Origin of the sequence: Streptomyces sp. NPDC005811 (assembly GCF_040630405.1) — a bacterium.
In the GTDB taxonomy this organism is placed as follows: Bacteria; Actinomycetota; Actinomycetes; order Streptomycetales; family Streptomycetaceae; genus Streptomyces.
This window is the reverse complement of sequence record NZ_JBEXXK010000002.1, coordinates 167442-188507: the sequence shown is the minus strand read 5'-3', so window position 1 is coordinate 188507 and position 21066 is coordinate 167442. Positions and strand designations below refer to the sequence as shown.

Sequence of the window (21066 nt, the reverse complement as noted above, 5' to 3'; positions counted from 1 at the left end):
CGGTGAAGGTCCGCGGGCTCGCGGGCTCAGACCGTCTGCGGGTGCAGCAGCCGGGCCAGCAGGTCGTCGAGCGTGACCAGACCGGTGAGCAGGCCCGTCTCGTCCCGGACCACGGCCAGCGAGGCCCGGCGGCGCCGCAGTTCCTCGATGGCGTGGCCGACCGTGTCCCGTTCGGTGAGCTCCGGCACGGGGCAGGCCAGGTCACGAGCGGTGACGTTCCTCCCCCGGGCGCGGGCGACCAGCGCGTCGCGGGCGTGGACCGAGCCGACGACCCGCTCGCCGTCCCGCACGAGGAGCCGGTTGCGGGCGTGCGCGGCGGCGATCGCCAGGACGGTGTCCACATCGGCCCCGGCCGGGACGGAGATGATCCGCTCGGCCGGGACCCGCAGGTCGCCGACCGGCGTCCGCGGCTCGGTCAGCGAATTGGTGATCAGCTCGGAGTCGTCCTTGCTGATCAGGCCGAGCCGCTCCGACTCCGCCACGAGACGGGTGAGCTGCTCCCGGTCGTGGACGGAGGCCGGCTCGCCGCGCGGGGTGACCCGGCACAGCCGTACGAGCGCGTTGCTCAGCGCGTCGAGCGCGCGGATCAGCGGGCGCACGGCCCGTACCACCGCCCGGAAGGCCGGGGAGAGCAGCATCGCCGAGCGCTCCGGGTGGGCGATCGCCCAGGACTTGGGGGCCATCTCGCCGACCACCATGTGCAGGAACACGACCACGATCATCGCCACGGCGAAGGCCACGCCGTAGCTGAGCGCGGCGGGCAGGCCCAGCCGGTGCAGCAGCGGGTCCAGCTCGTGGGAGATCGCCGGCTTGGACACCGAGCCGAGACCCAGGGTGCACACGGTGATGCCGAGCTGGGCGCCCGCCAGCATCAGTGACAGCTCCCGTATCCCGGCGAGCGCCGCGCCCGCGCCCCGCCGCCCCTCGGCGGCCGCCTTCTCCAGCCGGTGCCGCTTGGCGGCGACCAGCGCGAACTCGGCCGCGACGAAGAACCCGCTGCCGATGAGCAGCAGCACGGTGACGAACAACGCCATGGGGAAACTCACGCCTGCTCCTCCGTCACCCTGTCCTCGACCTTCGGCGGCTCGTCCGCCTGTCGCTCGATCCGCACCCGGTCGGGCACATGCCGGTCGAGGGTGCGGACGTCGATCCGTACGCGCCCGCCGCCGGGCAGCCCGACCGTGAGCCGGTCCCCGACGGCCGGGAAGCGGCCCAGCCGGTCCACGACCAGGCCGGCCACGGTGTCGTAGTCCTCCTCCTCGGGCAGGCCGATGCCGGTCGCCTCGGCGATCTCGTCCAGCCGGCGGCCGGCGTCGACCAGCCAGCCGGAGCCGTCGGCGACGGCGGCCTCGACGACGGTGTCGCTCTCGTCGGCGATGTCGCCGACCAGTTCCTCGGCGATGTCCTCGTAGGTGACGATGCCCGCCACCCCGCCGTGCTCGTCCAGGACGACCGCGAACTCGTCGTCGCGGGACCGCATCTGCTCGACCGCGTCCGGCAGCGGCAGCGTGTCCGGCAGCAGCAGGGGCGGCCGGGCCACGGCCCCGGCGGTGGTGCCGGCCAGCCGGCCGGCGGGCACCCCCAGGAGGTCCCGTACGCCGAGCACGCCCGCGACGTCGTCGGGGTGGTCGCCGAGGACGGGGTAGTGGGAGTGGCCGTGCCGGGCGATGAGGTCGACCGCGTCCGCGGCGGAGGCGTCCCTGCGCACGAACACGGCGTCCGCGCGCGGCACCATCACCTCGTCCAGGGTGCGTTCGGAGAACTCCAGGGCGTGGTCCAGCAGCGCGGCGGTGTCCTTCGGCAGCTCACCCTGCTCCCGGGACTCGCCGATCAGATGGCCCAGCTCCTCGAGGGTGGCACCGTGGTGCAGCTCCTCGACCGGTTCGATGCCGGCCCTGCGCAGCAGCCTGTTCGCCGCTCCGTCGAAGACGTGCACCAGCGGGCCGACGACCTTCAGATACGCCAGCGTCGATCCGGCGAGCGACTTCGCCAGCCGCTCCGGCACGGCGATGGCCAGATTCTTCGGCGCCAGCTCGCCCAGCACCATCTGCACGACGGTGGCGCCCACGAAGGCGAGCACCACGGAGATGCCGCCCACGGCGGCGTCCGGGAGGCCGAGGCCGGACAGCGCCGGCTCCAGCAGCGCGGACACCGACGGCTCGGCGATGAACCCGACCACCAGGCCGGTGACGGTGATGCCGAGCTGGGCGCCCGACAGCATGAACGACAGGCGCTCCAGCACCCGCAGCGCACGGGCGGCCCTGCGGTCGCCCGCCTCGGCCTCCCGGGCGAGGGCGAGCCGGTCGGCGGAGACGTAGGCGAACTCCTGGGCGACGAAATAGCCGGTGCCGGCGGTCAGGACGAGCACGGCCAGCAGGCCGAGCACGGCGCTCGTGGCACTCACGCACCACCACCTCGCCGGGTGCCGTGGGTGCCGTGGGTGTCGTGGTCGGGAAGGCCCTGGCGGGATGGCCGGGGATCGTGCCCCGGGGGGTCCGTCGGACTGGCGGACAACTCTGGTGCTCCTCTGGTGGCTGTGTGACGGAGAAACGATTCCGGCCGGGAGTGGGTTCCCGGCCTCCGCGGAACGCGGTCAGCTCGCGCCCCTCCCGTACCGCGCGATGATCCGCTCGGCGCCCCGCTCGGCCAGGGCGCGTCGCCGGCCCCAGCGCGAGCGCCGTACGGCGGTCCGTGCCCGCGGGTCGGACGGCGGGGCCGCGAGGTCGGCGAGCCGGCCGGCGGCGCGGGACAGCTCCGCCTGGAGCCGCCGGCGCCGCCCCGGGGTACCGGCCCGCAGCACGGCGGCGTAGAGCCCCTCGACCTCGGCCATCGCGGCACCCAGCCGGAGGTCGGCCGCACGCACCCGCCGCCTGTCCCCGCGCCGCATGAACGCCCTTCCGGTCCTTGAGATGTGCGCAACACTGCAAGCTTTCTACCCATCCGGGGGCCGGGCGTCCCACCGCCGCCGTCGTCTTCTACATTACTGTAGATCTCAGGTCCGGCGAGGACCCGGCCCATCGAGGGCCCGATCCATCGAGAAGGAGTACGCAGTGGGAGTGACCCTGTCCAAGGGCGGCAACGTCTCGCTCAGCAAGGAGGCGCCCGGTCTGACCGCCGTGCTGGTCGGCCTCGGCTGGGACGTCCGCACGACCACCGGCACCGACTACGACCTCGACGCCTCGGCGCTGCTGCTGGACGCCACCGGCAAGGTGCCGTCCGACCAGCACTTCGTCTTCTACAACAACCTGCGCAGCCCGGACGGTTCGGTGGAGCACACCGGCGACAACCTCACCGGCGAGGGCGAGGGCGACGACGAGTCCGTCAAGGTGGACCTCGCGGCCGTGCCGGCGGACGTGGACAAGATCGTGTTCCCGGTCTCGATCCATGACGCGGAGAACCGGGGCCAGAGCTTCGGCCAGGTGCGCAACGCGTTCATCCGGGTCGTCAACCAGGCGGGCGGCGCCGAGATAGCCCGCTACGACCTCTCCGAGGACGCCTCCACCGAGACGGCGATGGTGTTCGGCGAGCTCTACCGGCACGGCGCGGAGTGGAAGTTCCGCGCCGTCGGCCAGGGCTACGCGTCCGGTCTGGCGGGGATCGCCGCCGACTTCGGCGTCAACGTCTGATCCGGGACCGGCGCCCGCTCACCGCTGACGCAGGGTGCCGACGGCTTTGAGGACGCGGACCGCCCCGTTCTTCAGGGCGGGGTGGCCGCGGACCAGGTGATGGGCGGCGCGCAGGGGCTCGTGGCGGAGCCAGTGGAGGGCCGCGGCGGGGCCCGCCGTCCGCAGGGCTCCCTCATGGACCAGGAGATCCCCGGTCTTGAAGGAGTTCTTGTACGGGGCCTCGCCCCGGCCGAAGTCCACCAGCCGGACACCGGACTCGGCGGCGGCCTCGATCATCCGCAGATACAGGACGCGGCCCGGCGAGTACGTGGCGAGGGCCCGGTCGTACGAGGGGAACCAGCAGGACAGGACCGTGCGCGAACGCAGGCCGAAGTGGGCGGCGACGGGCCGGCCGGCCGCGTAGAGCACCGACAGCGTGCCCGAGCAGTCCGCCGCCCGGGTCGCGGCGAGGCTGTCCACCAGCCGGGCGATCCACGGCTGGGCGAACGGATCGCGCCGGCCGGTGCGGCGGTAGTGGGCGGACTTCCAGGCGACCAGGGTGCGCAGGACCGCCGGGCTCCGGTCGTCGTGCACGAAGCGGACCGGCCCGAGGTTCCGGGTCATCCGGCGTTCCTGGGCCCGCGCCGACTTCAGGAAGCCACGGGCATGGGCGCGCAGATGCCGCTCGTAGTGCGCGAACCCCTGGGTGAGGTCGACCATCGGGGACGCGAACTGGCCCGTCGCGTACGGCAGGAAGAGGTCCTGCCCGCTCTCGAGGTGGTTGAACTCCCAGGTGTTCAGGGCGCAGGCCCGCATCAGCTGGTGCGGATCCAGGCGCAGGCCGGGGTCCAGGACGGCGCCCTGGCAGTCGGAGACGCCCAGGCCGACGGCCCGGCCGCAGCCCCAACGGCCCCTCTGGTACGGGAAGTAGCCGACCGTACGGCCGTTGCGGCGCAGGACCGCCACCCGGGTGTCGTGCCGCACCCGGCCGACGGCCTGGCTGAACTGGGCACTCATGAACGGGTTGGCGGCTGGCGTGGTCGCGGCCCGCAGCTCGTTCCAGTGGTCGAGGTCTGCGGCGGTCAGATCACGGGGGTGCACGATGGAGACGCGCGGAGCGGTGATGGTCATGGCGTCTCCATCGTCGACGAGACGCGCAGGTCAGGCGCCCGGAACCGGAAAACCGGCCCATGTGAACGTACAGCCGAGGACTCACGGGGACGGGTGAACCGCCCGTTCGCGCGCCCGCCGGGAAAACATGACGGAACGTGTCAGGTATGGCGGGAAACATGGGGTTCGTCAGGACGACATCCCACGACGTGAGGAGTTCCCGTGCACGGCCGGCAGACCGTCATCCCCCTGGAGTGTGAGCACACGGTGGCCCGCGAGGACAGCGAGGAAAACGAGGAAACCGTTCCGCCGGAGCGGGCCTGGCTCGGCGTGGTGTCGGCCGAGCACGCCCGCCTCGCGAGTCGGCACGGCTGGATCCAGCTCAACCACGGCGACCGCCGCAATCTCGTCCGGCTGCGCCGGGGGGACGGATTCGTCTTCTACTCGCCCACCGAGCGCATGGGCGACCGGGCGAAGCTGCGTGCCTTCACGGCGCTCGGGACGGTCGCCGACGACGAGCCCTACCTCGCGGCCGAGACCGTGGACATGGGGGCCAGGGGGACGCTGCGGCCCTGGCGGCGGACCGTCGACTTCGCACCGGTGCGCGCCGTCGGCCTGCACACCGTCACCCACGACCTGCTGCTGACCCGGGAGCGCAGCTGGGGCCACGGACTCCGCTTCGGTCTCCTGCCGCTGGCCGGGGCGGACTTCGCGGTACTGCGCGGCGCGATGGAGCGATGAGGGGGCGGCCACGGCGCTCGGCGCGGTCGCCTACGCGGCCGCGTGTGCCAGGAGCAGCGGTTGGAAGAAGCCCGACTCCTCCGGCGTCCGCCACACGGGATCCACGAAACCCGCGCCCTCCACGAGCGCGCTCAGCCGGTCCCGGCCGAGCGCCCAGTAGGTGGCCCGGACGACCCGGACGTCCCACCGCCCGTCCGCCGGCACGAGCCGGAAGTGCTCGAGGTCGTAGTGCTCGCCGTCCTCGTGCCAGTGCCAGAGCTGGAAGGACACGGTCCGCTCCGCCCCGTCCGGTGGCCGGTGGACCTGCACGGGCGTCGCCGCGGGCCGCTCGCGCAGCAGGTCGTCGTAGGGGCGGGTGCTGAGCAGCAGCCGGCCGCCGGGGCGCAGGACACGGCGCATCTCCGTCAGCGCGGTGTGCACGTCCCGGGCCGTCACCAGGTGCGGCAGGGAGTTGTCGGCGCAGACGACGGCGTCGAAGCGGGCGTCCGCGAAGGGCAGGCGGCGCATGTCGGCGGCGGCCGTGCGCAGTGGCACCTCCCTGAGGGCGGCCTCCCGGGCGGCCCGGGCCGCCGCACGGGGGCTGAGATCCGTCCCGGTGACCTCGTGCCCGTGCAGGGCGAGGCCGACGGCCTGGGTGCCGATGCCGCAGGAGCAGTCCAGGACCTTCGCCCCGGCCCGGCCCAGCAGCGCGTCGAGGGCGCGGCCCTGCCGGCGGACGCTCGCGTCCCAGTCGGCGTAGATGAGGTGGTAGTCGTCGGCGAGTCCGTCGTAGAAGCGGCGGGTCTCCTCGGTCCCGGACATGCCCCTGAGACTACTGCGCCCGCGCGGCGCGGCTCGGTGGGGGAGGCGTGGGTGGCGGCACCCGGGGTGCGGCCCCGTTCGGGTGAGCCGGGGGTGGCGGTGGTGGCGGTGGGCGGGTCGCCGTACGCGCCCGGCTGTGGCTGCCCGGGCTCACCGGGCGGTACACGGTCTCGCTCCGCCCGGGCCGCCGCGGGACGTCCGGCCGCACCCCTGGATGCTGCCCGGGCCCCGCACGACGACCCCCGCCTCACGGCGGCGGCCGACCTCGACGGCGGCCTCGCCCACGTCCAGGAGAACGCCACCCCCGGTCACCTCTCCACCGTCGCCGCCGACGGCCTCGACCGGCCCTTCCCCCTCGTCGGCAAGGACGGCAACGGCCTCGCCACGGTGCCGTCCTGGCGAGCCCGGTGGCGGCACAGCCGCGGACCGCGCCGGGGCCTCACCCTGCGGGGCGCCGCGCATGCGACGTACACCAAGGCGGAGCCGCTCGCCCACCGGCTCCGCCTGCCGCGCGAGACCGTCAAGGAGCACATCGGCACCCTCGCCCCGCACCGGGCGACGACGGCGCGTTCGACCGCCTCGCGGCGCGCCACCCGGAGCCGCGGTCCTTCTCCTGAGCCGGGCGGCCCCGGGCGTTGTCAGTGGTCCGGAGGAAGATGCCGATCATGACGTCGACCCTGACCTCGCCGCTGACCCTGCCCGCTTCCCTGACGGCCGCCCGTCGGGTCGATCCCACCGCCGAGGGATGGGGGTTCGACACCCATCACGCGGTGGCCACGCCCGCGGGCGACACCTACGTGGTGTCCGGGGCGGGGCGCTATCGCTGGGATGCCGCGGCGGCGACGGATCCCGCCGAACACAACTTCCGCTGTCAGCTCATCACCCGCCACGGCCCCGACGGACGGCCCGTCGCCGTCGCCCTGTACGGACAGCCGCGGCCGGACGGCACGCCCTCGGCGATCGAGGAGGGCACCGAGCCGACGCTGGCGGTCCTCCCGGACGGGACCGTGGCCCTCAGCTCGAAGCCGGGCACCACCCATCTGCTCTCCGCGGACCTGAGCCGGGTCCTGGCCTCCTGGCGGATGCCCTGGGGCTGGGAGGAGGAGAAGGATCGCAACGGCGACCCCTACGCCGCGTCGATCACCGTCACGCCCTCGGGACGGCTGCTGTGCGTGACGTCCGAGTACGGGCTGAGCAATGTCGCCGGCGCCCACCCCAACATCGTCGCCCTGTCCGAGCCCGGCGAGCCGCTCACCCCGGGCTCCAGGGCCACGCTCCGGGCCCTCGCCACGCACGACGCGCGCACCGACCGCCAGACCGACGCCGACCTGTACGCCCATGTCCGCTTCGGGGGCGCGCCGGTGGGCCGCGACCACCGCCCCTCGCCCTCCCTGACCGAGATCGTGTCCCGGGACTCCCGCCGCGCCTCCGAATACCACGACTGCACGCTGGGACGCCCGGCGGCGCTGGGCGACGACCTGTTCGTCGTCCCCGTCTTCGGACGCCTCCACCGCTCCGGCAACCGGGGCCAGGTCTTCACGTTCGCGCTCCTGGACGACCGGGGAGCGGTCCGGGGCCGGCTGGAGGGGCTCCACCGGTACGACGACAGCCCGTTCACCGGCTTCTGCTTCACCGTGGTCGGCGATCCGTACCGCGCCCGCGCCTTCCACCTCAACCGCTTCGGCCTGTACGCCTGGAGCGCCGACGGCCGGCTGCGCTCGCGCATGTCCACCGAGGACAAGCCGTACAAGGCGCTCACCCACTTCACCCTCCTGGAGGCCACGCCCGCCGGTGAACTCCTCCTCGCCCACCGCAAGCAGCACCTGCTGCTGCGCGTGCCGGTCCCGGAGGACCTCGACGGTCTCGCTGCCGCGGTGGAGGCGGCCCTGAAGAGCTACGCCCGGGGGCGGACGGCGTGGAAGAAGGAGTACGCCCCGGTGAACTGGCACTGGGTCGACGGCTCCGCCCGGGTGCACCACCTGTGAACCCGGCCGGAGCCGTCCGGAGGGACCGGCCTCAGGCCGTCGGGGCGGGCAGCCACAGGTCGGGGCCGAAGACCTCGTACCGGATCCGCCGGGCCGGGACGCCGGCGTGCAGCAGAGCGCCCCGTACCTCCCGCATGAAGGGCACCGGTCCGCACAGGAACACCGTGGCGTCCGCGGGCAGTTCGATCCCGTCGAGGTCCATGAGACCGGCCCGGGAGGTGGGCTCCTCCGCTCCGGGACGCTCGTACCAGAACGTGGCACGCGCGTGCGGCAGCCGCTCCACGAGGTCGCGGGTCTCCGCGCGCAGCGCGTGCTCGGCGGGGGAGCGGTCGGCGTGCAGGACCACCACCGGGCGGGTCGAGCCGAGGCCGGCGAGGTGGGCCAGGATGCCGGTCATGGGCGTGCAGCCGATGCCCGCCGAGACCAGGACCACCGGGGTGCCGGCGTCGGCCGGCTCGTCGAGGAAGACGTCGCCGAACGGCGCGGACAGCATCAGCTCCTCCCCCGCCCGGACCTGGTCGTGCAGCAGGGTGGAGACCTCCCCGTCCGGTCCGTCCGCCGTCCCCGCGACCCGTTTCACCGTGATCCGCCGCAGCTCGCCGTCCGGCGCGCAGGACAGGCTGTACTGCCGCAGCTGCCGCACCCCGTCGGGCATCCGGACCCGCACGCTCACGTACTGGCCCGCCCGGGCGTGCGGCGCGGGCGCGCCGTCGGCGGGACGCAGCAGGAACGACACCACGTCCGCGGTCTCCTCCCGGCGCTCGACGACCGTCCAGGGCCGCCACACCTCGCCGGGCACGACCCCCGCGTCCCGGTAGAGCCGGGCCTCCCGCCCGATCAGGGCGCCCGCCATCAGCCAGTACACCTCGTCCCAGGCGGCCGCCACCTCCGGGGTGACCGCGTCGCCGAGCACCTCGGCGATCGCGCCGAACAGGTACTTGTGGACGATCGTGTACTGGTCGTCGGTGACCCCGACGGCCGCGTGCTTGTGCGCGATCCGGTCCAGGAGCATGTCGGGACGGGTGTCCGGGGCGTCGAGCAGGGCGGTCGCGAACCCGGCGATCGAGGCGGCGAGGGCCTGCCGCTGGGCGCCGCTCGCCTGGTTGCCGCGGTTGAACATCCCGTCCAGCAGCTCGGGCCGGTCGCCGAACATCGTGGCGTAGAACCGCGTGGTGATCTCGTCGAGCGCTCCGGCGACCGCGGGCAGGGTGGCACGGACCACGGCGGCGGATTCTGCGGACAGCATGGAGCCTCCCGGGCAGGGCGTGAGCAGGGGGTGGGCGCCGCATCGGATCGGGCGGCGCACCTCTGTCTAGCAGGCGAAATCCCGTATCCGGGGCCCGATCGGCCGTCCGGGGCGGAAAGGGGACCAATGGCCCCACCGGTCCGGGAACATCGGCCCGGCGGGCGGCCCGCCCACCGGGACGTACGGCGCGGCACGACCGCCCTTCGGCCCGGGGACCGGGCGCAGTAGGGCCGACCGGCCCTGGCCCTCCGGTGCCGGATGGCGCAGGATCTCCGTAAGGCCAGGACCGGCCGTCCCCGCGTACGGGGCGGGGCCGGCCCAGGCGTCCCACGGTACGAACGAGGAGCGATCCGATGGCGGACGGCGAGCGTCCCGAACCCGAGAGCCCGATCCGGGTCTTCCTGCTGGACGACCACGAGGTGGTCCGGCGCGGGGTGCGCGACCTGCTGAACGACGAGCCGGACATCACCGTGGTCGGCGAGGCGGGCACCGTGGAGCAGGCCCTCGTCCGGGTGCCCGCGCTGCGCCCGCAGGTGGCCGTGCTCGACGTACGGCTGCCGGACGGCGACGGCGTGACCGTCTGCCGCGAACTGCGGTCGAGCATGCCGGAGCTGGTCTGTCTGATGCTGACCTCGTTCGACGACGAGGAGGCCCTGCTCGACTCGATCATGGCCGGCGCCTCCGGCTATGTGCTGAAGCAGATCCAGGGCACCGACCTGGTCTCCGCGGTCCGCACGGTCGCCGCCGGGCAGTCGCTGCTCGACCCCAGCGCCACCACCCGGCTGATGGCCCGGCTGCGCCAGGGCCAGGAGCCGGAGCCCGAGCCGGACGCCCTGCCCGGCCTGACGGAGCGGGAGCGCGAGATCCTGGCCCTGATCGGCGAGGGGCTGACCAACCGGCAGATCGGACAGCGGCTCTACCTGGCCGAGAAGACGGTCAAGAACCACATCTCCCGGCTGCTCGCCAAGCTCGGTGTGGAACGGCGCATCCAGGCCGCCGTCATCGCCACCCAGGCCCAGGACCGGCTCCGGCAGAAGGGGCACTGACCCCGGCGGCGCTCCCGCGCACCCCGCCCGCCCGGTACGGCAAGGGACCCACGTCCTTTGCCGTACCGCTGTGCTCAGGCGCTGTCCCGGGCCCCGATAACCTCGCGGCCGGTGACCATGCCGGGCTCGATCCGGACGAAGACGCCGTCCCTGATCGGCATCCACGAGGTGGGACCGCTCCCGGACAGCCGGTCGTGCTCGGCCGGGTCGGTCACCACGGCCGCCTGCCCCGTGACGACGACGCTCCAGCCCGACTGGGTCGCCGCGTGCCACTCGTCCGCCTCGAAGGCGACCACGACGCCGTCGATCGCACGGACCAGGTCGGAGGCGGCCGAGGTGCGCAGCACGACGGAGGCGTCCGGGTCGAGGGTGAAGTTCACGGGGAGGACCGCGGGCAGCGCGTGTCGGGTGTACACGACCCGGCCGACCGGCACCTTCGCCAGCAGGCGCAGGCACTCCTGCCGGTCGAGCGCGCGAAAGGCATCGTTCTGAACCATCCGTCCATCGTGGGACGTGCCCCCGGGTCCCGGTAGGGCCGGACGGCCTGTTCTGGGCGGGGAACACGGGCCGCCGAACGGAGCGGGTACGGAGAAGGGGCCCTGCGGCACTCGGGTCGCGGGGCCCCTCCGGACGAGGTGGGACGAGGTGGGGCGGGGCGCGGATCAGACGGTGCTGTCGGCGCCCCACGGGGCGTACAGGTCGAGCAGCCGGGTGCGGGTGGAGCGCAGCCGGTGGGCGAGGACGTCACCGACCCACTGGCCGACGGCCCGGCCCAGCTCCGGGTCCTCCTCGCACATCATGCGGACGGCGGTGGCGTCGAACTCGTACGCCCGTACCGGCGTCGCCGCCTCCGCGCCCAGATGCCAGACGTGGGGCGTGAACAGCCAGGACCAGCCGACGAGTTCGTTGTGCCGCAGGGACTCGATGACGGCCGCGCGGCGGCCGGGCACATGCATGTCGAGGTCGACGGTGCCCGTACGGACGATCCAGAACCGGTCGGCCCGGCCGCCCTCATCGAACAGTCGCGTCCCCTGCGGGAAGGACACCTCGCGGGCGACGCGCAGGAGCCGCTCGCGGTGCTCGGCCGGGAGGGCGCGCAGCATGCTGGGCGCAGGGATGTCGATCATGGCGTGCCTCCGGGCTGGTCGACGGGATCTGCCATGTCCAGCATGGTTCCGGCGCCCACCGCCGGACCATGGGCCGTCCGGCACCCGGCCCGGGCCGGTCGGCCCGGCCCCGGGCTTGGGCAGGCCCCCGGACGGGCCTGGCCCCGGGTTTGGGCAGGCTCCGGGCGGGCCCGGGCCCCGGTTTGGGCAGGCCCCCGGACGGGCCTGGCCCCGGGTTTGGGCAGGCCCCGGACGGGCCCGGGCCCCGGAGAGGCCCGGCCCCGGTCAGGCCCGGCCCCGGTCAGGCCCGGCCCCGGTCAGGCCCGGCCCCGGTCAGGCCCGGCCCCGGTCAGGGCAGGCCCCGGATAAGCCCGGCCACCGACAGGCCCGGCCCCCGACAGGGCATCCTGGCGGCATGCGTACCGTCGGCGTGGACCTCTCCGCGCGCCCCCGTCGTACCGCCGCGTCCGTGATCGACTGGTCCGGGGAGCGGGCCGTCGTGCACGCCCCGGTCCTGCGCTGCACCGACGAACGCCTGCTGGAGCTCCTCACCGCCCTGGGCGAGGAGGACCGGGCCGGGGTGGACTGTCCGTTCGGCTGGCCCGTCGCGTTCGTCGAGGCGATGGCCGCCCACGCCGCACCGCACCCCGGCTGGCCGGGCCGGGACACCGAGGGCGACGACGATCTCCGGGCCCTGCGCTACCGGCGCACCGATCTGCTCGTCGCGCCGCACGCCCCGCGCTTCCCGCTGTCGGTCTCCTTCGACAAGCTGGGCTCCGTCGCCGCCCGCTGGGCCCGCCTCCAGGCCCGCCTCGCTCGGCTCGGCCACCCGGTGGACCGCACGGGGGCCGGCCGGGTGGCCGAGGTGTACCCGGCCGCCGCCCGCCACCGCTGGGGCCTGTCCCTCGGCACCGTCGACGAACTGACCGCCGCCGCACCCTGGCTGCACCTCTCCGGCCCCGCACGGGAGACGTACGCCACCGACCGGGACGCCTACGACGCCCTCATCGCCTCGCTGACGGCCCGCGCGATCGGCCTGGGGCGCACCGCGTGGCCCGGCGCCGAGGACGCCGGACCCGCGCGCACCGAGGGCTGGATCCACCTCCCCGAGCCGGACTCCCTCACCGGCCTCCTGCACGACTGACGGATCGTCACAGCGGTGCCTCTGTAGGGCCGTTCGGCCCCCGGTGAGGACCTCAGGCCCCTGCCGTCCCGGGGACACCGGACCGGAGACTTGCGGTGCATCCCCCAAGGAGGTCCGCACATGTCCGTCATCACCGTCGGTCTCGACGGCTCGCCCGAGAGTCTCGCCGCCGCGGACTGGGCCGCCCGCGAGGCGGCCCACCAGGAGGCGCTCCTGCGGCTCGTCCACGCGGAGGAACCGGTGGTCCCGCTGTACGCGCCGCTCGGCGGCATCTCCGCGCCCGGAGTGCTCGCCGGGCAGCGCGACTGGGCCGCGCACCTGCTCCGGGAGACGGAGTCCCGGCTCGCGCTGCGCCGCCCCGATCTGCGGATCACCGCCGAGGAGACCCGGCAGGAGCCGGTGCCCGCCCTGCTGTCCGCCGCCGCGCACGCCGACCTGCTGGTCCTGGGGTCCCGCGGCCTCGGCACGGTCACCGGGTTCCTGGTCGGCTCCGTCGCCCAGGCCGTCGTGGCCCGCTCCGAACGGCCCGTCGTCCTCGTCCGGGCCGGCGAGCGCGCCGAGGACGAGCATCTGCCGGACGCCGCCGGAGCCCCTTCGCAGACCACGCCGTACCGCGACGTCGTGCTCGGCCTGGACGTCGCGGACCCGGCGGCCGCCGTCCTGGAGTTCGCCTTCGAGGCCGCCCGCCGCCGCGCCGGCGGGCTGCGGGTCGTGCACGGCTGGAACCCGGCGGCCGTCTACGGCTACGGCGCCGTCCTGGACGCCGGTCTCGACGCCGAACTGGCCGAGGAGGCGCAGCAGCAGCTGAGCGAGGCCCTGCGGCCCTGGCGGGACAAGTTCCCCGGCGTCGAGGTCCGCGAACAGGCCGTCGTGGGCGGCGCCGGCCGTCATCTCGTGCACGCGTCCCGGGACGCCGCCCTGGTCGTCGTGGGCCGCGCGCGGCGCCGCACCCCGGTCGGCGGCCGTATCGGCCCGGTGACGCACGCCGTCCTGCAGCACGCGTCGGCACCGGTCGCCGTCGTACCGCACGACTGAGCACGACTGAGTACGACTGAGCACGACTGAGCACGAGGGAGGGCGGGACACCGCCCCGGGTCCACCGGCCGGGCCGGTCGGACCCCACCCGGGACCACCGGCCCCTGCCGTCCGGGCCCCCGGGAACCCACGCTGGAATCCGATCCCTTGCCCCAGGAGGTGGAGATCATGCTCCGCACTGTCACCGCAGGCCTCGACGGCTCGCCCGAGAGCCGGGCCGCCGCGGAGTGGGCGGCCCGCGAGTCGACCCTGCGCAGCCTGCCGCTCAAGCTCGTCCACGTCTGGGAGCCCGTGCCGGAGCCGATGGCCCAGGCCCCGCTCCTCGGCGCGGAGACCCAGCAGCACTGGACCGAGAGGATTCCCCGCGAGGCCGCCGAGGGCATGGCGCTGCGCCACCCCGGCCTCGAGGTGATCACCGAGCAGCTCTACGGCCACCCCGGCGACGTGCTCGCCGAGGCGGCGAAGGACGCCGACCTGCTGGTCCTCGGCTCGCGCGGCCTCGGCGGCCCGGTCGGCTTCATGGTCGGCTCGGTCGGCCTGTCGGTCGTCGCCCACGCCGAGCGCCCCGTGGTGCTGGTCCGGGCGCTGGAACAGGCCGCCGACGAGCACGAGCCGGACCCGGTGGGCATCCCGTCCGCCGCGACCCCCTTCCGGCCGGTGGTCCTCGGGCTGGACACCGCGCACCCGGACGAGTCGCTCCTCGCGTTCGCCTTCGACGCCGCCCTGCGCCGCGAGACCCCGCTGCGGGTCGTCCACGCCTGGAACCCGCCGCCGTACTACGCCTACGGCACCCCCGCAAACCCCGCGCTGCACGAGGCACTGGCCCTCAACGCCGCCGAGGAACTCGCCAAGGTGCTCAGCCCCTGGCGGACCAGGTTCCCGGGGGTGGAGACCGTCGAGGTCACCCGCTACGGCAGCCCCGCGGTCCATCTCGTGGACGCCTCCCACGAGGCCTCCCTGGTCGTCGTCGGCCGGCGCGCCCGCCGCAACCCGGTGGGCAGCCACATCGGCCATGTCACCCACGCCGTCCTGCACCACGCCACCGTCCCCGTCGCCGTGGTCCCCCACGACTGACGCGCCCGCACCGAGGAGAAGAGAGCCATGAAGGCAGCGGTCGTCCGAGCGTTCGGCGAGCCCCTGGTCATCGAGGAGCGCCCCGACCCCGAGCCCGGCCCCGGTCAGGTCCGGGTCCGGGTGGAGGCCTCCGGGCTGTGCCACACCGACATCCACGCGGCGCACGGCGACTGGCCCGTGAAGCCGAGCCCGCCGTTCGTGCCGGGCCACGAGGGCGTCGGCCTGGTCGAGAAGCTGGGCGAGGGCGTCACCCACCTCGCCCTAGGACAGCGGGTCGCCGTGCCCTGGCTCGGCACGGCGTGCGGGCGCTGCGAGCACTGTCTGTCGGGCTGGGAGACCCTGTGCGAGCAGCAGGTCAACACCGGCTACGGCTGCGACGGCGGGTACGCGGAGAAGATGCTCGCCCGGGCCGACTTCGCCCAGCCCGTGCCCGACGGCGTCAGCCCCTTCGACGCCGCCCCGCTGACCTGCGCGGGCGTCACGACGTACAAGGCGCTGAAGGTCGCCGACGTGCGGCCGGCGCAGCTCGTCGCGATCTCCGGCGTCGGCGGGCTCGGCCATCTCGCCGTGCAGTACGCGAAGATCGCCGGCGCCACCGTCGCCGCGATCGACGTCACCGACGAGAAGCTCGACCTGGCGGCCGACCTCGGCGCCGACATCCTGATCGACGCCCGCAAGGAGGACGTCGGCGAGGTGCTCAAGCGGTACGGCGGCGCCCACGCGGCGATCGCGCTGGCCGTGAACGAGGCCGCCTTCTCCGCCGCCTACTCCGGGCTGCGGCGCGGCGGCAAACTGGTCATGGTCGCCCTGCCCGCGCACGGCACGGTCCGGCTGCCCATCTTCGACACGGTCCTCAACGGCACCTCCGTCATCGGCTCGATCGTCGGCACCCGCCAGGACCTCGCCGAGGTGTTCCGGCTGCACGCGGCCGGCCGCACCCGGGTCATCCACGAGACCCGCCCGCTGGAGAGCGTCAACGAGTCGATCGAGGCCGTGCTGCGCGGCCAGGTCAAGGCCCGGATCGTCTTCGACCTCGGAGCGGGCCGGTGAGGACCGACGAACGGCCCGTGGTCGTCGGCGTGGACGGCTCCGGGCCGAGCCTGCACGCCGTGGACCGGGCCGCCGACGAGGCCGCGCTGCGCCGGGTGCCGCTGCGGGTGGTGTACGCCTCCCTCTGGGAGCGCTACGAGGGCACGGCGCTCGCCGGCGACCACAAGCCCGACGAGGAGGTCCGCGCCGACGACATCGTCGCGGTGGCCGCCCGCCGGGCCCGCGAACGCCGGCCGGAGCTGACGGTCTCGGCCGAGGTGGTCGCCGAGGAACCCGAGTACGTGCTGGTCCGGGAGGGACGCGACGCCTCCGCGCTGGTGCTCGGCACCCGGGGCCGCGGCAGCGTCCGCGAGATGCTCCTCGGCTCCGTCAGCCTCACCGTGGCCGCGCACGCGCACTGCCCGGTGATCGTGGTCCGCGGCGAGGGCTCCGGCGCGGGGCCGCACGGCCCGGTCGTGGTGGGCGTCGGGGAGCACGGCAAGGACGCGGCGGCGGTGCGCTTCGCCGTTGCGGAGGCCCGGCTGCGCGGGGTGCCCCTGGAGGCCGTACGGGCCTGGCGCCGCCCGGCGCGGGAGAGCGTGGACCACCCCCTGCTGACCGGAGAGCCCGCGCGCCGGCACGAGGAGCGGGCCGCCGAGGCCCTTCAGGAGGCCCTGGCGGACGTCCCGGCCGACGTCGAGCTGCGCCGCCGCACCGTCGAGGGCCCGCCCCGTGACGTCCTGCTGGACGCCTCCCGGGACGCCGGCCTGCTGGTGGTCGGCGCCCGGCGCACCCACGGGCACCGCGGCCTCCAGCTCGGCCGGGTCGCCCACGGGGTCCTGCACCGGGCGGACTGCGCGGTCGCCGTGGTGCCCGAGCCGGAGTGAGGGGCCCTCAGAGCTCCGCCGCGTGATCGGGGACGTACGTCCGCAGATCGCGCGGCGAGCGCTGGTAGCCGGTCGACGGCGGCCGCTGCGGAAGCTCCAGCACCGGCGGCGGCACCTCGCGGTACGGCACCGTCGACAGCAGATGGGCGATCATGTTCAGCCGGGCCGTGCGCTTGTCGTCGCTCTCCACGACGTACCAGGGCGCCTCGGAGATGTCGGTGTGCACCATCATCTCGTCCTTCGCCCGCGAGTACGCCTCCCAGCGGGTGATCGACTCCAGGTCCATCGGCGACAGCTTCCAGCGCCGCAGCGGGTCCTCCAGCCGGCGCCGGAACCGCTCCTGCTGCTCGGTGTCGCTCACCGAGAACCAGTACTTGCGCAGCAGGATGCCGTCCTCGATCAGCATCCGCTCGAAGATCGGGCACTGGCGCAGGAACAGCTCGTGCTCCTCCTTCGAGCAGAAACCCATCACCTGCTCGACACCGGCCCGGTTGTACCAGGACCGGTCGAACAGCACGATCTCCCCGGCGGCCGGCAGATGCTCGACGTACCGCTGGAAGTACCACTGGGTGCGCTCGCGCTCGGTCGGCTTCGGCAGCGCGGCGATCCGGGCGACCCGCGGATTGAGGTGCTCCGCCACCCGTTTGATCGTGCCGCCCTTGCCGGCCGCGTCCCGCCCCTCGAAGACCACCACCAGCCGGACGCCGTTCGCCCGCACCCACTCCTGGAGTCTCACCAACTCCGTCTGGAGACGCAGCAGTTCCTTCTCGTACACCTTGCGCGGCAGCTCCGCCGCCTTCTTGCCGGCCATGGGACGTCACGCTACCCGTCCCCGGGCCGACCGGCGGGACCATCGGCGTCGGATGGGGCCGAGCGGCCCCTGCCGGTGGCCGCCGCGGCGCGCGACGATCGAAGGGTCCCGCGGAGGGTCGTCGGACGCGGGAGCCGATCTCGGAGGAGGCGAACCGTCATGACCGACACGGTGCTGGTCACGTACGGGACGACCAACGGTTCGACGGCGGAGATCGCCGAAGCGGTGGCCGACGTACTGCGCAAGGACGGGCTGTCCGTCGAGGCGCGCCCGGCGCGCGACGTGGTGAGCGTGGCCCCGTACGACGCCGTCGTGGTCGGCGGCGGGCTGTACGCCGGACGCTGGCACAAGGACGCCCGCCGGTTCGTGCGGCGCCACCGCCGGACGCTGGCCGGACGCCCCGTCTGGCTCTTCAGCAGCGGCCCGCTGGACCCCTCGGCGTCCGAGCGGGACATCCCGCCCGTACGGGGTGTGCGGCGGGCGATGACGGCGCTGGACGCCCGGCAGCACATCACCTTCGGCGGTTGCCTCGAAGAGGGCGCCAAGGGCCGGGTGGCCGGGATGATCCTGCGCTCGGGCAAGGGCGGCGACTTCCGGGACTTCGCCGCGATCGAGACCTGGGCGGACGGGATCGCCCAGGAACTGAACCGCTCGTAGGACGTCTCCGCTTGTCCGGCAGGTGCGAAAGGACGTGACGGCCATGGCCGAACAGACACCGACACAGGAGGTCACGGAGGGGCCGCCCGCCGGCGATCTGGGCCGCCGGCTCGCCGCGCGGCGAGCCGCGCTCGGACTGTCGCTGCGGGAGACGGCCGACCGGGCCGGCATGGCCCCCAGCTATCTGGCCCATCTGGAGCGCCACCCCGGAGCCGCCCCGAACCGGGGCGCCCTGCTCAGCCTGGCGGGCGTGCTGGGGACCACGGTGTCGGCCCTCACCGGCGGCGACGCCGACCTCCCGCCCGGTGCCGGACGGGCCGGGCACACGCCCGCGTTCACCGAGCTGACCCGCACCGAGTGCGGCGATCTGCTCGCCACGCACGGCGTCGGCAGGCTGGCGGTGCCCACCGCCCAGGCGCCGGTGATCGTGCCCGTCAACTACAGCGTCGTCGACGGCATGATCGTCTTCAGGACCGCGCGGGGCGCGACCCCGTCCCTGGCGGTCGGCTGCCCCGTCGCCTTCGAGGTCGACCGCATCGACGACGTGTTCAGCGAGGGCTGGAGCGTGCTGGTGCGCGGCCACGCCCGGATGGTGACCGACCTCGGCGAGGCGCAGCGCCTCGCACGGCAGGTCCACAGCACCCCGTGGGCCGGCGGCCGGCGTGACGTCTGGGTGCGGATCCAGCCGTACGCCGTCACCGGACGCCGGATCGGCCGGCGCGCGGAGACGGAGGGGCCCGCCGGGTGAGCGGAGGCTCCCGCCGGGTGACACGGCGACGGAGCGACACCGCGGGGGATCGGTGCCGCTCCTGTTTCCCAGGGTCGTACAGAAAACTCCCGTTGCCCAGGTGCCGAACGTCCCGCTCCGGACGCCGTACGGCCCTGGAGGCCGGCCCGGGCGGACGACCGGGACCCCACCGGTTCCGCCCCGGTTCGCCGGGCACTACCGTGGCACATGATCGGACCGGTGGGTGTCCGGCATGGTCAGGGGACCTGGAGGAACGCAGGTGGGAAGCCCCGAGGAGGCCCGGATCCGGCTGCCTCAACTGAGGCTCGACGAGCTGCTGGAGGAGCTGCAGGCACGGCTGGATGCCGCCCGGGGCACCCGGGACCGGGTGCACAGCCTGCTGGAGGCGGTGCTCTCGGTCGGCCGGGAACTGGACCTGGAACAGGCGCTGCGCAGCATCGTGGAGGCGGCGGCGGTGCTGGTGGACGCCGAGTACGCGGCGCTCGGGGTGATCGGCCCGGACGGCAGGCGGCTGTCGGCGTTCCACACCGTCGGGGTCAGCGAGGAGGAGATCGCCCGCATCGGCCCGTACCCGGAGGGCCACGGCATCCTGGGGGAGCTGATCCGCAACCCCGAGCCGCTGCGGCTGGCGAAGCTCTCCGAGCACCCCTCGTCGTACGGCTTCCCGCCCCACCACCCGCCGATGAACACCTTCCTCGGCGTCCCGATCCGGGTCCGCGACCAGGTGTTCGGCAACCTCTACCTGACCGAGAAGCGGGGCGGCGGTCAGTTCGACGAGGAGGACGTCTCCGTCACCCTCACCCTGGCCGTGGCGGCCGGTGTGGCCATCGACAACGCGCGGCTGTACGCGGAGTCCCGGCTGCGGGAGCGCTGGCTGGGGGCGAACGCGGAGATCACCCACAGTCTGATGTCGGGGGCCGAGCGGGCCGAGGTGCTCGGTCTGATCGCCGGGCGGGCCCGGGAGATCACGGGGGCGGCGCTGGCGGTGGTCGCCATGCCCATGGAGGAGACGGGCTCCCTCACCGTGGAACTCGCCCTCGGCGCGGAGGCGGAGGCGCTGCGGGGCCTGGTCCTGCCGGCCGGGGGCAACCTCATCGGCGAGGCGTTCTCCACGGTGGCCGCCGTGACCAGCGCGGACGTCACCGAGGACGAGCGGATGCCGGCGGGGCCCCTGCGCCTCACCGGGCTCGGCCCGGCGGTGGCCGTGCCGGTGGGCACCGGGGACAGCGGGGCGCGCGGTGTCGTGCTGCTGGTCAGGGCGTCCGGGGACACCCCGTTCACCGAGAAGGAGACCGAGCCGCTCCAGGTGTTCGCGGGGCAGGCGGCGATCGCGATGGAGCTGGCGGAGCGCCGGCAGGACGCCGAGCGGATCGCCGTCCTCACCGACCGCGACCGCATCGCCCGCGATCTGCACGACCTGGCGATCCAGCGGCTGTTCGCCACCGGGATGACCCTCCAGAGCGCGGGCCGTTTCATCGAGCACCCCGAGGCCTCCGAGCGCGTCGCGCGGGCGGTCGACGACCTCGACGAGACCATCAAGATCATCCGGTCGACGATCTTCGGACTGCGCACCCGCGACGGGGCCGGCGGCACCGGACTGCGGGCCCGCGCGGTCCGGGTGGTCGGCGAGGCGGCCCCCGTCCTGGGCTTCGCCCCCAGCGTGCGGATGGAGGGACTCCTCGACACCGACGTCCCGAAGGAGGTCGCCGACCATGTCGTGGCCGTCCTCTCGGAGTCCCTCACCAACATCGCCCGCCACGCCCGCGCCGACCGCGCCGAGGTCGTCCTGACCACCGACGGCCGTGAGGTGCGCCTGTCGGTCACGGACAACGGAGTGGGCCTCCCGGACGGCGGCCGCCGCAGCGGGCTGCGCAACCTGGCCGAACGCGCCGAACAACTCGGCGGCACCTTCGCCCCGACCCGCCCCGCCGGCGGCGGCACGTCCCTGGTGTGGCGGGCACCGCTGAAGTCCTAGGCGGACACCTGTGGGAACGTGATGCCGCGCGGTCGCGGAGGGCGTCCATCGTCCGGAGGGCGACGA

General features: G+C 74.5%; 22 protein-coding genes. 13 read left to right on the top strand and 9 right to left on the bottom strand.

All coding sequences use genetic code 11. The features are described 5' to 3' along the window. Window positions 1-26: 26 nt before the first annotated feature. The 3 genes from ABZ490_RS02915 to ABZ490_RS02905 all read right to left on the bottom strand — a co-directional run bounded on the left by ABZ490_RS02915 (window position 27) and on the right by ABZ490_RS02905 (window position 2887). Window positions 27-1046, bottom strand: a complete 1020-nt coding sequence (locus ABZ490_RS02915) for a hemolysin family protein (RefSeq protein ID WP_358983310.1) — start codon at window positions 1044-1046, stop codon at window positions 27-29. Next, window positions 1043-2404, bottom strand: a complete 1362-nt coding sequence (locus ABZ490_RS02910) for a hemolysin family protein (RefSeq protein ID WP_358983308.1) — start codon at window positions 2402-2404, stop codon at window positions 1043-1045. The genes ABZ490_RS02915 and ABZ490_RS02910 overlap by 4 nt, the downstream gene beginning before the upstream one ends. 189 nt (window positions 2405-2593) lie before the next feature. Further along, on the bottom strand, window positions 2594-2887 hold the full coding sequence (locus tag ABZ490_RS02905) for a hypothetical protein (RefSeq protein WP_358983306.1): 294 nt from the start codon (window positions 2885-2887) through the stop codon (window positions 2594-2596). Between the two features lie 163 nt (window positions 2888-3050). On the opposite strand from ABZ490_RS02905, the gene ABZ490_RS02900 reads away from it, so the two are divergent. Beyond that, window positions 3051-3626: a TerD family protein gene (locus tag ABZ490_RS02900; RefSeq protein WP_358983304.1), complete on the top strand. Its 576-nt coding sequence runs from the start codon at window positions 3051-3053 to the stop codon at window positions 3624-3626. Window positions 3627-3644: 18 nt separating this feature from the next. Here the strand turns inward: ABZ490_RS02900 and ABZ490_RS02895 are convergent, their stop codons facing one another. After that, window positions 3645-4736 carry a GNAT family N-acetyltransferase gene (locus ABZ490_RS02895; protein WP_358983302.1) on the bottom strand — a complete coding sequence of 364 codons (1092 nt, stop codon included), beginning with the start codon at window positions 4734-4736 and terminating at the stop codon, window positions 3645-3647. A 201-nt stretch (window positions 4737-4937) separates the two neighbouring features. On the opposite strand from ABZ490_RS02895, the gene ABZ490_RS02890 reads away from it, so the two are divergent. Continuing rightward, a complete protein-coding gene (locus tag ABZ490_RS02890) occupies window positions 4938-5456 on the top strand; it encodes an EVE domain-containing protein (RefSeq protein ID WP_358983300.1) in 519 nt (172 codons plus the stop codon). A gap of 30 nt (window positions 5457-5486) precedes the next feature. Here ABZ490_RS02890 and ABZ490_RS02885 read toward each other — a convergent pair whose 3' ends face one another. After that, a complete protein-coding gene (locus tag ABZ490_RS02885) occupies window positions 5487-6257 on the bottom strand; it encodes a class I SAM-dependent methyltransferase (RefSeq protein WP_358983298.1) in 771 nt (256 codons plus the stop codon). A 51-nt stretch (window positions 6258-6308) separates the two neighbouring features. On the opposite strand from ABZ490_RS02885, the gene ABZ490_RS02880 reads away from it, so the two are divergent. Continuing rightward, complete coding sequence (locus ABZ490_RS02880) at window positions 6309-6926, top strand: hypothetical protein (protein WP_358983296.1); 618 nt, start codon at window positions 6309-6311, stop codon at window positions 6924-6926. Then, on the top strand, window positions 6923-8242 hold the full coding sequence (locus ABZ490_RS02875) for a hypothetical protein (RefSeq protein ID WP_358983294.1): 1320 nt from the start codon (window positions 6923-6925) through the stop codon (window positions 8240-8242). The genes ABZ490_RS02880 and ABZ490_RS02875 overlap by 4 nt, the downstream gene beginning before the upstream one ends. Window positions 8243-8273: 31 nt before the next feature. Here ABZ490_RS02875 and ABZ490_RS02870 read toward each other — a convergent pair whose 3' ends face one another. Beyond that, window positions 8274-9488 (bottom strand): globin domain-containing protein, encoded by a 1215-nt coding sequence (locus tag ABZ490_RS02870; RefSeq protein WP_358983292.1) that lies wholly within the window; start codon window positions 9486-9488, stop codon window positions 8274-8276. A 353-nt stretch (window positions 9489-9841) separates the two neighbouring features. On the opposite strand from ABZ490_RS02870, the gene ABZ490_RS02865 reads away from it, so the two are divergent. Further along, window positions 9842-10534 (top strand): response regulator transcription factor, encoded by a 693-nt coding sequence (locus ABZ490_RS02865; RefSeq protein ID WP_358983290.1) that lies wholly within the window; start codon window positions 9842-9844, stop codon window positions 10532-10534. A gap of 74 nt (window positions 10535-10608) precedes the next feature. Here ABZ490_RS02865 and ABZ490_RS02860 read toward each other — a convergent pair whose 3' ends face one another. Both ABZ490_RS02860 and ABZ490_RS02855 read right to left on the bottom strand, forming a co-directional pair. Continuing rightward, entirely contained in the window at window positions 10609-11031 is a 423-nt protein-coding gene (locus ABZ490_RS02860; RefSeq protein WP_358983287.1) for a pyridoxamine 5'-phosphate oxidase family protein, read from the bottom strand. Window positions 11032-11196: 165 nt separating this feature from the next. Beyond that, window positions 11197-11661: a cyclic nucleotide-binding domain-containing protein gene (locus ABZ490_RS02855; RefSeq protein ID WP_358983285.1), complete on the bottom strand. Its 465-nt coding sequence runs from the start codon at window positions 11659-11661 to the stop codon at window positions 11197-11199. Window positions 11662-12055: 394 nt separating this feature from the next. On the opposite strand from ABZ490_RS02855, the gene ABZ490_RS02850 reads away from it, so the two are divergent. The 5 genes from ABZ490_RS02850 to ABZ490_RS02830 all read left to right on the top strand — a co-directional run bounded on the left by ABZ490_RS02850 (window position 12056) and on the right by ABZ490_RS02830 (window position 16809). Beyond that, complete coding sequence (locus ABZ490_RS02850; RefSeq protein ID WP_358983283.1) at window positions 12056-12784, top strand: DUF429 domain-containing protein; 729 nt, start codon at window positions 12056-12058, stop codon at window positions 12782-12784. Window positions 12785-12904: 120 nt separating this feature from the next. Beyond that, complete coding sequence (locus tag ABZ490_RS02845) at window positions 12905-13819, top strand: universal stress protein (protein ID WP_358983281.1); 915 nt, start codon at window positions 12905-12907, stop codon at window positions 13817-13819. A 168-nt stretch (window positions 13820-13987) separates the two neighbouring features. After that, window positions 13988-14893 (top strand): universal stress protein, encoded by a 906-nt coding sequence (locus tag ABZ490_RS02840; protein WP_358983279.1) that lies wholly within the window; start codon window positions 13988-13990, stop codon window positions 14891-14893. A 27-nt stretch (window positions 14894-14920) separates the two neighbouring features. Continuing rightward, the gene (locus ABZ490_RS02835) at window positions 14921-15943 is read left to right on the top strand and encodes a zinc-dependent alcohol dehydrogenase (protein WP_358983277.1); all 1023 of its coding nucleotides are present in this window, start codon (window positions 14921-14923) and stop codon (window positions 15941-15943) included. Then, the gene (locus ABZ490_RS02830; protein WP_358983275.1) at window positions 15940-16809 is read left to right on the top strand and encodes a universal stress protein; all 870 of its coding nucleotides are present in this window, start codon (window positions 15940-15942) and stop codon (window positions 16807-16809) included. The genes ABZ490_RS02835 and ABZ490_RS02830 overlap by 4 nt, the downstream gene beginning before the upstream one ends. 7 nt (window positions 16810-16816) lie before the next feature. On the opposite strand, the gene ppk2 is transcribed toward ABZ490_RS02830, so the two are convergent. Continuing rightward, on the bottom strand, window positions 16817-17620 hold the full coding sequence (gene ppk2 / locus ABZ490_RS02825) for a polyphosphate kinase 2 (RefSeq protein ID WP_358983273.1): 804 nt from the start codon (window positions 17618-17620) through the stop codon (window positions 16817-16819). Window positions 17621-17779: 159 nt separating this feature from the next. On the opposite strand from ppk2, the gene ABZ490_RS02820 reads away from it, so the two are divergent. The 3 genes from ABZ490_RS02820 (at window position 17780) to ABZ490_RS02810 (ending at window position 21000) form a co-directional block, all read left to right on the top strand. Next, window positions 17780-18277 carry a flavodoxin domain-containing protein gene (locus ABZ490_RS02820; protein ID WP_358983271.1) on the top strand — a complete coding sequence of 166 codons (498 nt, stop codon included), beginning with the start codon at window positions 17780-17782 and terminating at the stop codon, window positions 18275-18277. 43 nt (window positions 18278-18320) lie between these two features. Further along, window positions 18321-19025 carry a pyridoxamine 5'-phosphate oxidase family protein gene (locus ABZ490_RS02815; RefSeq protein ID WP_358983269.1) on the top strand — a complete coding sequence of 235 codons (705 nt, stop codon included), beginning with the start codon at window positions 18321-18323 and terminating at the stop codon, window positions 19023-19025. Window positions 19026-19257: 232 nt separating this feature from the next. After that, the gene (locus ABZ490_RS02810; RefSeq protein ID WP_358983267.1) at window positions 19258-21000 is read left to right on the top strand and encodes a GAF domain-containing sensor histidine kinase; all 1743 of its coding nucleotides are present in this window, start codon (window positions 19258-19260) and stop codon (window positions 20998-21000) included. Window positions 21001-21066 lie beyond the last annotated feature (66 nt).

Bases quoted from the DNA above. Each gene is read 5' to 3' on its own strand.
- ABZ490_RS02905 (WP_358983306.1), bottom strand. From the start codon at position 2,887: ATGCGGCGCGGGGACAGGCGGCGGGTGCGTGCGGCCGACCTCCGGCTG.
- ABZ490_RS02895 (WP_358983302.1), bottom strand. From the start codon at position 4,736: ATGACCATCACCGCTCCGCGCGTCTCCATCGTGCACCCCCGTGATCTG.
- ABZ490_RS02885 (WP_358983298.1), bottom strand. From the start codon at position 6,257: ATGTCCGGGACCGAGGAGACCCGCCGCTTCTACGACGGACTCGCCGAC.
- ABZ490_RS02875 (WP_358983294.1), top strand. From the start codon at position 6,923: ATGACGTCGACCCTGACCTCGCCGCTGACCCTGCCCGCTTCCCTGACG.
- ABZ490_RS02870 (WP_358983292.1), bottom strand. From the start codon at position 9,488: ATGCTGTCCGCAGAATCCGCCGCCGTGGTCCGTGCCACCCTGCCCGCG.
- ABZ490_RS02865 (WP_358983290.1), top strand. From the start codon at position 9,842: ATGGCGGACGGCGAGCGTCCCGAACCCGAGAGCCCGATCCGGGTCTTC.
- ABZ490_RS02860 (WP_358983287.1), bottom strand. From the start codon at position 11,031: ATGGTTCAGAACGATGCCTTTCGCGCGCTCGACCGGCAGGAGTGCCTG.
- ABZ490_RS02855 (WP_358983285.1), bottom strand. From the start codon at position 11,661: ATGATCGACATCCCTGCGCCCAGCATGCTGCGCGCCCTCCCGGCCGAG.
- ABZ490_RS02850 (WP_358983283.1), top strand. From the start codon at position 12,056: ATGCGTACCGTCGGCGTGGACCTCTCCGCGCGCCCCCGTCGTACCGCC.
- ABZ490_RS02845 (WP_358983281.1), top strand. From the start codon at position 12,905: ATGTCCGTCATCACCGTCGGTCTCGACGGCTCGCCCGAGAGTCTCGCC.
- ABZ490_RS02840 (WP_358983279.1), top strand. From the start codon at position 13,988: ATGCTCCGCACTGTCACCGCAGGCCTCGACGGCTCGCCCGAGAGCCGG.
- ABZ490_RS02835 (WP_358983277.1), top strand. From the start codon at position 14,921: ATGAAGGCAGCGGTCGTCCGAGCGTTCGGCGAGCCCCTGGTCATCGAG.
- ppk2 (WP_358983273.1), bottom strand. From the start codon at position 17,620: ATGGCCGGCAAGAAGGCGGCGGAGCTGCCGCGCAAGGTGTACGAGAAG.
- ABZ490_RS02820 (WP_358983271.1), top strand. From the start codon at position 17,780: ATGACCGACACGGTGCTGGTCACGTACGGGACGACCAACGGTTCGACG.
- ABZ490_RS02815 (WP_358983269.1), top strand. From the start codon at position 18,321: ATGGCCGAACAGACACCGACACAGGAGGTCACGGAGGGGCCGCCCGCC.
- ABZ490_RS02810 (WP_358983267.1), top strand. From the start codon at position 19,258: ATGGTCAGGGGACCTGGAGGAACGCAGGTGGGAAGCCCCGAGGAGGCC.